This window comes from Bacillus sp. XT-2 (assembly GCF_025696525.1).
GTDB classification, from domain to species: Bacteria; Bacillota; Bacilli; order Bacillales; family Bacillaceae; genus Bacillus; species Bacillus halotolerans.
The window spans coordinates 330520-342192 of record NZ_JAHVOC010000002.1 but is presented as its reverse complement, the minus strand read 5'-3'; the positions used below and the strand labels follow the sequence as shown (position 1 = coordinate 342192).

The following is an 11673-nucleotide window of genomic DNA, read 5'->3' as shown; positions in this document are numbered from 1 at the left end:
TATGGAAAAGGAAGCCTTTTTTCAACAGCTGGATGAACAAACCGATATCAGATACACAGACAAGGGAATGAAAATATTCAGGTTACAATTTCCCCGCGCCCATTTAAGATTGTGCAATGTCAAAACCGGCTTTGGAAGCCGGGATATCCGTTTACAGTCAGAAACCGGCGGCCGGATGCTGCCATATGGCACAGCGCACTTTTTAGAACATCTCCTCTTTTGGCATAACGGACGGAACCTGTATAGTGATTTTTTTGAACACGGCGCGCTGTTAAATGCGTTCACCACTTACACTGATACAAATTTCATGTTTACCTCATTGCCGGATCGGCTCAGACAAACCATTCCAATCCTGCTTGACGCTTTATGGAACCACTCGTTTGACGAGCAGATCATTGCTCAGGAAAAAGCCGTGATTACAAGTGAAATAGAAACGGCGCTTCTCAACCACCGGCTTCATTACCATTATCAGCTGATCCAGATGCTGTCTCCTGCCTCACCAGCCGCAGTCTTCCCCGCAGGCAGAAAAAAAGACATTGAGGCTCTGACGATCTGTGATCTGCAGGAAGCCTATGCTGCCGCCTACCAGCCCCATCGGATGACGCTGTTTCTGATTGGCGGCCCAGAAGATGCGGAAACTCTTTTGCCTTCTCAGCTGAGGCTGGAAAAGCGTTCTGGCAGCCGCTCTGACAGAAAGATCGTCCCTGCGTGCCCTCCCCTCTCACCAAAAGAGGTAAAGGGTGATCTGGAGCGGCCGGAAGACACTTGGACCGGAATACAAGTCGGGGCGCTCCCAGGAGAAAACGGACTTTTGACCTTGAAGCTGTACTGGGACATTGCCTCTCGCATCCTGTTTCACATGGATTCGCCGTTTTTTCAAGAGATCCGGCAAACGTACCGCTTGAATATCCAAAGCCTATCAGCGGAAGTTCACTTATCAGAGGATGGCGGCTTTTTGATCCTTCACAGTAAAGGGGCGCATTCTTCCGCATACATCGATGTGGCATCCTACTATATCACGCAGCAGAAAAACCGTACCGAAGCCTGGCTTGAGTACGGCAAGGATTCTTTAGTCAACGCGATCATCTATGACAGTGATTACGCGCGTAAATGCTTTGAATGGGCGGCAGAGTGTGAACAGTACGATTGCTCGTTTCTCGGCCTTTACCGCACCATTCAGCAGATGAATTCTCATGATTTCTTGGCTCTCATTGAAGCAATGGTTTCTTCTCACAAAGCAGTCATTCATGTACCCAAGAAAGAAGTGATGAGACAATGAAAAAAAGCACTGTCTTTACTTTATTATTGCTGCTTGCGGCCATGGCGGCTTATTCCTTCGGCTGGTTTCACTCAGGTGCCGAAGCCGCGGGCCAATATGTACAGCTGATCAAAAATGACGCTGTCCGCCTTGGGCTGTTGGCTTGTGCAGCTTCCGTACTGATGCTGCCCGCCTTTTTGTATCTTCACTACGTGACGCAATCTGTCAAAAACATGACAGCAGCTTTTCAGAAACTCACACAGTCTCATCAAAGCTGCTGTGACTTTCAGCATCGCAAGCTGTGCAGCCGTTATGCCAACGATGTAAAATTGCTGCGCGACAGCTATAAGGGCATCCGCCAATCATATGTGATGGCTGCTGTATTGTATCAGGTCATCGTTTTCGGCTGCATGTTTGAAATCGTAAAGGCCGTTCCCTTCAGCTTTCACACTGCCCCTGCCGTTACAATGGGGCTTGCGGTGTTACTGATGTTGTATTTATTGTTTTATATGCGAACGTACTTGCTGCAGCTTTTTCAGCACGGAAACCTGTTCAGAAAAGTGCTGGTGGGAGTGCTGACAGGAGCCGGGATTTGGTGGATGCTCAGTTTTACTATAAGTGAACTGCTGTTTCTGATCACCTTAGCTGCCATCCAGCAGATCGGATCTTTTGTTTATAAACGATTCTCTTACCGCAGCCCTGCTTCTCTCGATCTATAAAAACATCTACATTGCAATCGAGGACGGACCGGCGCCAACCGGAATGACCGTCACGGCTGAATCATCACTCGTGCTGTACACGGTCCCTGCATTGTCGCCGGGCTTTGTCGGGCGTTACTGTAAGGTCATAGACATTAGGAAGAGACACGTTTGCGATGATCCTTTGTGCGGCAGTATTAACGACATATACATTGTTAATGAGAAACGGTTCACTATAAGGCTCTAGAAAATAAGCCCTAGTACTATCCAGAGAAAATACAATTGTCCTCAAAGTTTCAAATAGACGGTCAAAGTCACCTCCCCTGCTCAAGGGTGACAAACTGATATCTGTTACACCCTTCGGCACAGTTCACCATTCATCACGTCTGTACTCCATGTAACCGCAGTGACTGCTTCCGCAGGATCAACGGCAAACCCCTCCGGAACTTCAATCGGCACTTGAAATAGCGCTTCACTGCTGGCATCTTCATCACAAAAACAGAAACAATTTTCCTGTAAAACAGAAAGATCATTCTTTTTCATGATTTCTCATCCCTTTTAGAAATGCACAATATACAGTTGATTAAATCGCAATGTCACTCGGTGAAACGCCAAGCGATATGACAGTTTCCACAGAATAATCATCCGTGTTGTAAACAGTGATGCTTTGCTCTATAAAATTTGTTGCATACAGAAATTCGCCATTCGGCGTAAACGCAAAGTCTCTTGCCGATTGCGGAAGATTTCCTATTACGCCTGCACCACTTGGACTGACGGAATATAGATTGTGAGTGAAATCATCAAACAAATACACCCCTGATCCGCTCTTGAACATTCCATATTCACCCTCATACTCCAGCTCTTGGGTGCTGCTGATCGTAAATGTATTCAAATCAATCACCGTCAAATAATTGAAAAAGAATTCTTGTTCTAATACATAAAGGTAACGTTCAGGCCAACCCGTTTCTAGGGCATTTACGATAAGATCCCGTTCAATAGTTCCTGTCACTTCACCTGTGTTTAAGTCCAATCTTTGCACTGAACCGAAACCAAGCAGATACGCGAACAATCCATTTGGATCAATTGCAACATCAAAGCCTTCAAAAGGAATAGACCTTTCAACAGTTAAGGTTTCAATTCCTATCACATTTATGGCACCACCAGCGACAACATAAAAAAATTCGTGTCCAGGTATAAAAGATATGGATTCCGGCGGCTGATCCAGCAAAATAGAAGCTGTAACACTCAATGTGTCTTGACTGATGACAGAAATGACACGATCATAGTAATGCAAAACAAACACAGAGGTGTTATCTGGCGCCTTTTCTATCCTTGTAGGTTGGTATGGAAGAGAAATCGTCGTCACAACAGTATGAGTGTTGGTATCAATCACAGAAACCGACTGATCATCTGGATTCGCTGTGAACGCATAAACGGGTTCGGGCTCCGGCGCAGGTACAAGCACAATCGTTCCCGTCACCGATAATGGACTGCCGTAAAATGGCGGGACGACAACAAGGTTCTCGATCGTAATGTCACTGACATCCGGACAATCATCCGGTTCATCAGAATAATAGACAACTTGATCGATCTCCACATTGTGAATGACAGAAACAGCCCCCTCCCCTTGTCCATATTGGTTTCGCACAGGTGAGACACTGACAAGAAGCGTAACGGTTCCCTGCAGGCGTACTGCAAATTGAACACCGATTTCATCAGGCTCAGGCCCCGTCTGAATTAAGCAACGTTCACTGACACAAGAAAGGCTGTCTGCATTCCACGTGACGTTTGCAACAGCTTCAGCCGGATCAACGACAAACCCCTCAGGCAATTCAATCGGCGCTTGAAACATGGCTTCACGACTGGTTTCTTCCTCACAAAAACATAAACAATCTTGTGCAGCTTCTGCTTTTTCTTTAAAGGAAAGCTTGTTTTTCCTCATTTCATCACTTCCTTTTCAGACATACACTGCTCACGCAGATACAACAGAATATGGAAGGTGAATGTATTTGCTTGTACAAACAGCCGAGGGTAAAAGCTGTTTTTGAAGAAATTCCGGCCATCATGCGGTGTAACGAAAGAAAAGATTGCGGTTTTTTTGCGCTTCTCACAAGAATGATGATGATAAAATATGACATATATAGAATAATGAAGGGAGGGATTTTCAAACGTGACAAGTGTCATATCTTCTTCTTCCGTTGGAGAAAAGATTAATGAATGGTATATGTACATACGCCGATTCAGCATACCAGATGCGGAATATTTACGAAGAGAAATCAAACAAGAGCTGGATCAAATGGAAGAAGACCAGGATCTTCATTTGTATTATTCACTGATGGAATTCCGGCACAATCTGATGCTTGAGTATCTTGAACCGTTAGAAAACATGCGGATAGAGGAACAGCCACGACTGTCCGATTTGCTGCTTGAAATCGATAAAAAACAGGCTCGTTTAACCGGAGTCCTTGATTATTACTTTAATTTTTTCAGGGGCATGTACGAACTGGACCAGCGGGAGTACTTGTCTGCTATTAAATTTTTCAAAAAAGCCGAAAGCAAGCTGATTTTTGTAAAGGATCGAATAGAAAAAGCTGAGTTTTTCTTTAAAATGTCTGAATCTTATTACTATATGAAACAAACGTATTTTTCCATGGACTATGCACGGCAGGCATATGAAATATATAAAGAGCACACGGCATATAATATTAGATTGCTTCAATGTCATTCTTTGTTTGCTACCAATTTCTTAGATCTCAAGCAATATGAGGACGCCATATCACATTTCAAAAAAGCTTATACAATGGCTGAATCCGAAAAACAGCCCCAATTAATGGGAAGAACGCTGTACAACATTGGGCTTTGCAAAAACAGCCAAGAGCAGTATGAGTCAGCAATCACATATTTCAAAAGAGCCATATCCGTTTTTGAAGAAGCTAACATTCTTCCTTCTCTGCCACAAGCTTATTTTTTGATTACACAAATTCATTATAAATTAGGAAAAATGGATAAAGCTCATGAATATCATAGTAAAGGAATTGCTTACTCTAAAGAGGCCGGAGATATCATATACTTATCAGAGTTTGAATTTTTGAAATCTTTATACTTATCTGGCCCGGATGAAGAGGCAATTCAAACATTCTTCGATTTTCTCGAAAGTAAAATGATGTATGCTGATCTTGAAGATTTTGCGCTTGATGTGGCAAAATATTATCATGGACGTGAAAATTTCCAAAAAGCTTCCGCGTATTTTCTGAAGGTGGAACGAGTAAGACAGCTTATTCAAGGAGGAGTGAAATTGTATGAAATTGAAGTCTAAAATATTACTCTCTTGTCTGGCCCTAAGCACAGTGTTTGTCGCAACAAGTATTGCAACTGCACCTGCACATCAAATGGAAGTTGCTCAGCGAGGAATGATTTAAAGATAACAACCGGTTTTTACCGGTTGTTTTTTTGTTAAATAAAAAGCCAAAACAAAAGTTTTGTTTTTAAAATTTAAAATATTAATTACTAAATTATTTTAAATTGGTTTCCCAATCCAGAAACATAATATATAAGATAATTTTTATAATTATAAATGAAAAACCTGTTTACTTTTCCTTTTTATTGAATTATTATATACAAGACTTAAGTTCAGTACAACTTCAATTGAAGGTTAAAATGGAGGATTTATTTTGAAAGTTCAATTCAAAAAAAGGATTAGTTTACTCATCATCATGTTTGGGCTTGCTGTTTCCTCACTGGGTGTTACACAGGCGGTTCATGCAAAAGCCAATACGAGCGATTCAAGGGTGCATTTTACTTTCAGATGGTACAGCCCTTACGACTATACAACTGCTCGAAGAAAACAAAATAGAAGCTACATGTATATGCATCTCCTAAAGAAAGATGACGGAGGCAAATTTGATGTATGGGCAGAGGCAGATAAAAACGTTCACTCTGGCGGGCGCGACTGGCACAATGTATCCGGTGGTGGAACTCACGAAGGAACAGTACACCCGGGTCATACATACTTATTTTCCAACACTGCTGTTGAAGATTACGGCAGAAATGTACCCGTAAGGTTTGGCGGTTATAGCCGCAGCAATGATTCCTTCTCAACTGATTGGAGTCCTGACAGCGTAAAACCTAAGGGAAATTACACAATCTATTAATACCCTTTTTCAAAACAAAGCGATCTTACACTAAACATGTAAGATCGCTTTTTAAGGTAAAAATAATATCCACTCTTAAAGATTTTTTATTAAAATAAAACTATCCAAAACTCACATAGAGTTTTAATAAAAAACAGGAGCCTTGCACATGATTTCTTTCTTTTTAAAGCGTTTATTAAAAAATAAAGAGATTTATTTCTCTTTATTCATTAGTATCGTTCTTATGCTCGTCAGTTATCTAGGTATTCTCTTCTTTCATAAGAAGATCAATCTTCCTTATGAAATCCATAACTCACCGTTTTTATCGAATATTGCAGAAGGAAACACAACCTCAGCTCAGACTGTCTGGATTCTCATTCTTCCTTTATTAGCATCACTTCCAATGTCCGGTATGTACTGTGAAGATAAAAATACTGGATTTCTTATGAACGTTATAACAAAAACAACTAAAAAGAAATACTTCACAGTATTATTCGGATTGAACTTTGCAATTTCGTTTTTCGTCATTATCTTACCATTATTATTAAATCTTTATTTGCTATCGATGACATATCCTTCGGTAAACCCTGACGGGATCGTCAATTACATGGACCCCATCGTTACAGGCGGAACAGACTTAGCAAACCTTTATTACGAACACTCATTAATATATACTTTTATCCTTTTTGCATTAAATGGGATGTATGGAGCTGTTCTTTCTTCCATTGGATTGGCTTTATCATTTTTTATTAAAAAGAAATATTTTGTTTATATCATACCTTTTTTAATCAATTTAATAGGCTTTACTTTACTCAACAACAATTACAATCCAATGAAATATATTGTTAACGATGGAGGGTTTTTGAGTATAGATAAGTTTATTTATTTGAACCTTGGAGTGTTCATTGCAACTATTTTACTTTATATGTGGGGAAAAAAACGCCGTGTTTTATTATAATACTCTAAAATCAACATTAAGAATGAAGTGGCCGGGTATCACCGTCGCATTACTGTTGCAGTTAATTGCTGTTTATTTCTTTTTTTACCAAGAAAATGGTAATGATGATGGTTTTGCACTGGAAAATATTTTTTCCTATTGGCATCTCGTTTCTATTTTATGCCCTGCTGCCGTTGTATTTTCTGTTTTGATCTCATCCGATTACTTTTCAATTTATACTGTAATCCGAGTAAACAATGCACCTTATCTAACAATGATATACCTTTTAAAAACACTATTATTTTCAGCATTATACGGGATTATCATTATGGGTGAATTATATACTTTATGTATATTCAATGATACGGGACTATTGTATGTGACCCCGATATCTTTCATCACTCATGTGTTTGCATTTATTTTCATTTGTTATGTTGTTTCATTTATTCTACTGTATTTGAATCAAATCATTGTAGTTTTTCTATTCATTCTTTTATTTTTGATTGATTACCTTGCATGTAATGGTATGCTCTTTTTAAATGGTTTTGTAATGGAATTTAGTGATTTGGCGGAATTATTATTGATTAGATTAGGGATTATGTTTTTATTATTCGGGATTTCTATAGAGTCTATAAAGCGACGCAATTATTTACAGCAGGTTGAGGAGAAAGGAGCAAACTGATTGTCTTTTATGAATATGCTGAAACGTGATATTGTCATGCGTTTCAATGAAAGTAAGATTACATACTTTGTCATTAGCTTAGCTATTGCCCTCCTTCTTTTATGCTTCCTCTGGAATAGCAATAAGACAGGACAGCTAGACCATCAAAGTTTTTCCGACAACCTGATCACACTATTTCATTCGATGAATTTCTTTGATCTACATATCTTATATACACAGCATAGACTATCTATCCCTCTACAATGGATTAGTTTTCAAGTATTGCCTTTGATAATTGTGGGTAATTTTATGTTTCGTGACATTCAAATTTCCGGAGCTTATATCCTTCCGAGACTCCCCAAAAAAGGAGTATTTATATTCAGCAAACTTTTCTCACTGTTTGTTTTGATTGTATCTATTTGGTGTGTATGGCTTTTTATATACATGATGCTATTTACCTCATTTAAAGGCTTTATAGCAGAACTGAACAGCAAGGTTATATTATTTATGTTAATTCAAATCTTAGTTTCGTTTATGTATGCAGTTTTGCTAGAAACTTTAACTTTCATGATATCTTTTATATCAGCATTTATTATTATTGTTGCTTATATTGTAATATCTATTTTTTTTCACAGCTCATTATTCATCGCTTCATTTGCTATGGCTGGAAAGTGGGCTTTTATTGATTATTCGCGCATGAACGTTAACTACTCAGATGGTCGTTTTTTTCATGCCTCCGACTTTTTATTAATTGCACTTATTTTCTGTGCAGCTTGTACTTTTATCAGCCTGGTTTTTATTAAAAAAACAGATATTTTAGGAGAGTAATTATGACGTCGTATATCGAGTGTAAAAATATAGTAAAAAAATTAAAGGGAAATCATGTATTAGATGATATCAGTTTTTCAATTAAAGAAAACGAATTTGTCGTGTTAAGAGGCCATAATGGATCTGGAAAGACAATGATTTTAAGAGCCATCGCCGGACTGCTAACATTAACAAAAGGCGAAGTTTCTGTTAACGACCTCGTGATCGGGAAAGATATTGACTTCTCTGAACATACAGGCCTGTTAATTGAATACCCGAGCTTTATCCCTGTCTATTCGGGATTTCAAAATCTGAAATTCCTTGCTTCTATCAAGAAAAAAGTATCTGATGAAGAAATCAAAGAAGTAATAAGAAAAGTTGGGTTAGACCCTGAAGATAAGCGTAAAGTCAAACGCTATTCTTTAGGGATGAAGCAACGCTTAGGAATTGCTCAAGCAATAATGGAAAAACCCAAATTACTTCTTTTAGATGAACCGACAAATGCCTTAGACAAAAAAGGGATTAATCTTATACTGGATATCCTAAAAGCCGAAAAAGAAAACGGCACAACGATTGTAGTGGCTAGTCATGATGATACACTATGTGAAAACAGTGTTGTCGATAGAATTATCGATATTAGTGAAGGTAAGCTGGAGGATGCAGATGAATAAGCGTTGGATTTTCTTGATTGTTTTATTAATAATAGTAACATTCAGCTGTGTTCGTTTCTATACAGTGAACGCCCAAAATGATAAATATACTCCAACTAATATTAATATTGACGCAAACCAAACGATCGATACAGGAAAAGGAATAAAATTCCACATATTAAAACCATTAAAGCCGATTAAGTCATTTGATAAAGAAACAAATTCCATAAAATATATATACATTTTGCCTTTTAATGCTGAAAATACTTCTAATCACAAAATTACTCTAGAGGAGCTTTCACCGGACGGAAAAAACTTTTTATTTTTTGGTCAGTATCAATATAATAAACAATTGATGCCTTATAATTATGATTTGCCGGATAAGTATCAATTCAATACAGAGATTCCATCAGGGAAAACAGTACTAGGATATGTAGGATTAAGTTTGTATCCCGACGAAAAAGTAAATTATAAAAATTTCAATCCTGAATCATCAAAAGTATCTGCTTATTATACTATAATAGACGACGAATCTAATAAAAGAACTTCTTATAAAATGACTTTAAATAATTAAAAGATGAAAAAGGGCCTGAATTACATTCAGGCCCTTTTATTAAAAACTATTTTACAAACCCAAGCAGCATTTCACGAATGATTTTGCTGGCTGTGTTTGCCGTTTGCTCTGAGTGGTCGTAAATCGGAGCTACTTCTACTAAATCAGCGCCCTTCACGTTTACTTCTGAGCGCGCGATTTCATGGACGGATGCAAGCAGTTCTTTAGACGTGATGCCGCCTGCGTCAACCGTTCCTGTTCCCGGTGCGTGAGCAGGGTCTAATACGTCAATGTCGATTGTGACATATACCGGACGGCCTGCCAGCTTCGGAAGAACCTTTTTCAGCGGCTCAAGCACTTCAAACTTAGAGATGTGCATGCCGTTTTCCTTTGCCCATTCGAACTCTTCTTTCATACCGGAACGGATTCCGAATGAATACACATTTTCCGGGCCGATTAATTCCGCCGCTTTACGGATCGGCGTTGAGTGAGAAAGCGGTTCTCCCTCATAATCGACGCGAAGATCCGTATGTGCATCAAAATGAATAATCGCCAGGTCAGGAAATTTCTTGTACATTGCTTTCATGACAGGCCATGACACGAGATGCTCCCCGCCCATACCCATCGGGAATTTTCCTTTTTCTAAAATGCTGTCCACATATTCTTCAATCATATCAAGACTTTTTTGCGGGTTTCCGAATGGCAGCGGAATGTCGCCGGCGTCAAAGAAGTTCAGGTCCGCCAGATCACGGTCCAGATACGGGCTGTATTCTTCAAGGCCGATTGACACCTCGCGGATTCTTCCCGGGCCGAAGCGTGATCCCGGCCGATAGCTCACCGTCCAGTCCATCGGCATGCCGTAAAGGATGGCGTCCGCCTCTTCCCACTCTGGACGGCTCGCGATAAATACTTTTCCTGAATAAGCTTCATCAAATCTCATCTATAAAACCCTCGCTTTCCTTTAAAAAAGCGCAAGATTCGCTCCTGCGCCATACATTCTTTATTTAATCAGGTCACTCACAAATTTCGGCAGAACAAACGCCGCTTTATGAATATCTTTTGTGTAATATTTCGTGTCAATATCAAAGAAACGGCTGTCTTCCACTGCAAGCGGATCATATTTTTTCGAACCGATTGTAAATGTCCACAAACCGCTTGGGTATGTCGGAATGTTCGCCGTATACAGCTTTGTAATCGGGAAGATTTCCTTCACGTCACGCTGTACATTTGTGATTAATTCCGGTGTGAACCATGGGTTGTCCGTCTGAGCGACGAAAATGCCGTCTTCTTTCAGCGCCTTCGCGATTCCGGCATAGAACCCTTTTGTAAACAGGTTAACAGCAGGTCCGACTGGTTCAGTTGAATCTACCATAATGACGTCATATTGATTTTCAGATTTCGCAATGTGCATAAATCCGTCATCCACTTGCACGTCAACACGCGGATCGTCAAGTTTTCCCGCAATAGAAGGAAGAAACTTTTTAGAGTATTCGATGACCTTGCCGTCAATATCAACAAGTGTCGCTTTTTTCACGCTCGGATGCTTCAGAATTTCTCTGATGACGCCGCCGTCACCGCCGCCGACTACAAGCACATGCTCCGGATTTGGGTGCGTAAACAATGGCACATGCGCCACCATTTCGTGATAAACGAATTCGTCTTTTTCTGACGTCATCACCATACCGTCCAAAAACAGCATGTTGCCGAACTCTTCTGTTTCCACCATTTCTAAATGCTGAAACTCAGTTTGTTCTGTATGTAATGTTTTATTAACCTTCAATGTAATGCCAAAGTTTTTCGTCTGCTTCTCTGTGTACCAAAGTTCGCTCAATTGTCATCTCCCTTTCAAGGCTGTATTCATTTATTGTAAGCGTCTTTTCAGCTTTTATTCCCGGTTGAAATCGCATTTTCACCTAAGGAAAAAGTATAGAGGATGGCGGGGAAAAAGTAAAGATGCGTCCTGTCACGCGATGTTTAAA

13 protein-coding genes and 2 pseudogenes are annotated in these 11673 nt (G+C 39.7%); 10 read left to right on the top strand and 5 right to left on the bottom strand.

The window, feature by feature from the left end:
* Nucleotide 1: 1 nt before the first annotated feature.
* Nucleotides 2-1279, top strand: coding sequence for a M16 family metallopeptidase (locus KXD37_RS07795; RefSeq protein WP_127696379.1), 1278 nt, complete (start codon nt 2-4; stop codon nt 1277-1279).
* Nucleotides 1276-1977 carry a bacteriocin biosynthesis protein AlbG gene (locus KXD37_RS07790; protein ID WP_151174591.1) on the top strand — a complete coding sequence of 234 codons (702 nt, stop codon included), beginning with the start codon at nt 1276-1278 and terminating at the stop codon, nt 1975-1977. The genes KXD37_RS07795 and KXD37_RS07790 overlap by 4 nt, the downstream gene beginning before the upstream one ends.
* A 6-nt stretch (nt 1978-1983) precedes the next feature.
* On the opposite strand, the pseudogene KXD37_RS07785 reads toward KXD37_RS07790, so the two are convergent.
* The 3 genes and pseudogenes from KXD37_RS07785 to KXD37_RS07780 all read right to left on the bottom strand — a co-directional run.
* Nucleotides 1984-2340: pseudogene (locus KXD37_RS07785) on the bottom strand (YncE family protein); the annotation flags it as partial.
* Nucleotides 2332-2499, bottom strand: a pseudogene (locus KXD37_RS24090) (YncE family protein); the annotation flags it as partial. The pseudogenes KXD37_RS07785 and KXD37_RS24090, both read right to left, overlap by 9 nt.
* A gap of 40 nt (nt 2500-2539) precedes the next feature.
* The gene (locus tag KXD37_RS07780) at nt 2540-3898 is read right to left on the bottom strand and encodes a YncE family protein (protein WP_106019735.1); all 1359 of its coding nucleotides are present in this window, start codon (nt 3896-3898) and stop codon (nt 2540-2542) included.
* 228 nt (nt 3899-4126) lie between these two features.
* Between KXD37_RS07780 and KXD37_RS07775 the strand changes: the two genes are divergently transcribed.
* From KXD37_RS07775 to KXD37_RS07740, 8 genes are all read left to right on the top strand, one after another.
* The gene (locus KXD37_RS07775) at nt 4127-5272 is read left to right on the top strand and encodes a tetratricopeptide repeat protein (RefSeq protein WP_188323349.1); all 1146 of its coding nucleotides are present in this window, start codon (nt 4127-4129) and stop codon (nt 5270-5272) included.
* Nucleotides 5256-5375 (top strand): PhrC/PhrF family phosphatase-inhibitory pheromone, encoded by a 120-nt coding sequence (locus KXD37_RS07770; RefSeq protein ID WP_010332289.1) that lies wholly within the window; start codon nt 5256-5258, stop codon nt 5373-5375. Before KXD37_RS07775 ends, KXD37_RS07770 begins: the two co-directional genes overlap by 17 nt.
* Before the next feature lie 252 nt (nt 5376-5627).
* Entirely contained in the window at nt 5628-6107 is a 480-nt protein-coding gene (locus tag KXD37_RS07765; RefSeq protein WP_061572213.1) for a hypothetical protein, read from the top strand.
* A gap of 148 nt (nt 6108-6255) precedes the next feature.
* Nucleotides 6256-7044, top strand: a complete 789-nt coding sequence (locus KXD37_RS07760) for a hypothetical protein (protein ID WP_188323350.1) — start codon at nt 6256-6258, stop codon at nt 7042-7044.
* Nucleotides 7031-7705, top strand: coding sequence for a hypothetical protein (locus KXD37_RS07755; protein WP_188323351.1), 675 nt, complete (start codon nt 7031-7033; stop codon nt 7703-7705). The genes KXD37_RS07760 and KXD37_RS07755 overlap by 14 nt, the downstream gene beginning before the upstream one ends.
* Before the next feature lie 9 nt (nt 7706-7714).
* Nucleotides 7715-8512 carry a hypothetical protein gene (locus KXD37_RS07750; protein ID WP_223203941.1) on the top strand — a complete coding sequence of 266 codons (798 nt, stop codon included), beginning with the start codon at nt 7715-7717 and terminating at the stop codon, nt 8510-8512.
* Nucleotides 8513-8514: 2 nt separating this feature from the next.
* On the top strand, nt 8515-9162 hold the full coding sequence (locus tag KXD37_RS07745) for an ABC transporter ATP-binding protein (protein ID WP_188323353.1): 648 nt from the start codon (nt 8515-8517) through the stop codon (nt 9160-9162).
* A complete protein-coding gene (locus KXD37_RS07740) occupies nt 9155-9715 on the top strand; it encodes a hypothetical protein (RefSeq protein WP_188323354.1) in 561 nt (186 codons plus the stop codon). Before KXD37_RS07745 ends, KXD37_RS07740 begins: the two co-directional genes overlap by 8 nt.
* Before the next feature lie 46 nt (nt 9716-9761).
* Here KXD37_RS07740 and speB read toward each other — a convergent pair whose 3' ends face one another.
* Both speB and speE read right to left on the bottom strand, forming a co-directional pair.
* Nucleotides 9762-10634 carry an agmatinase gene (gene speB / locus KXD37_RS07735; protein WP_101864909.1) on the bottom strand — a complete coding sequence of 291 codons (873 nt, stop codon included), beginning with the start codon at nt 10632-10634 and terminating at the stop codon, nt 9762-9764.
* 60 nt (nt 10635-10694) lie between these two features.
* On the bottom strand, nt 10695-11525 hold the full coding sequence (gene speE / locus KXD37_RS07730; RefSeq protein ID WP_064815948.1) for a spermidine synthase: 831 nt from the start codon (nt 11523-11525) through the stop codon (nt 10695-10697).
* Nucleotides 11526-11673: the final 148 nt, after the last annotated feature.

Coding starts and splice junctions, on each gene's coding strand:
- KXD37_RS07790 (WP_151174591.1), top strand. CDS start 1,276: ATGAAAAAAAGCACTGTCTTTACTTTATTATTGCTGCTTGCGGCCATG.
- KXD37_RS07780 (WP_106019735.1), bottom strand. CDS start 3,898: ATGAGGAAAAACAAGCTTTCCTTTAAAGAAAAAGCAGAAGCTGCACAA.
- KXD37_RS07760 (WP_188323350.1), top strand. CDS start 6,256: ATGATTTCTTTCTTTTTAAAGCGTTTATTAAAAAATAAAGAGATTTAT.
- KXD37_RS07770 (WP_010332289.1), top strand. CDS start 5,256: ATGAAATTGAAGTCTAAAATATTACTCTCTTGTCTGGCCCTAAGCACA.
- KXD37_RS07740 (WP_188323354.1), top strand. CDS start 9,155: ATGAATAAGCGTTGGATTTTCTTGATTGTTTTATTAATAATAGTAACA.
- KXD37_RS07795 (WP_127696379.1), top strand. CDS start 2: ATGGAAAAGGAAGCCTTTTTTCAACAGCTGGATGAACAAACCGATATC.
- speB (WP_101864909.1), bottom strand. CDS start 10,634: ATGAGATTTGATGAAGCTTATTCAGGAAAAGTATTTATCGCGAGCCGT.
- KXD37_RS07750 (WP_223203941.1), top strand. CDS start 7,715: ATGAATATGCTGAAACGTGATATTGTCATGCGTTTCAATGAAAGTAAG.
- KXD37_RS07745 (WP_188323353.1), top strand. CDS start 8,515: ATGACGTCGTATATCGAGTGTAAAAATATAGTAAAAAAATTAAAGGGA.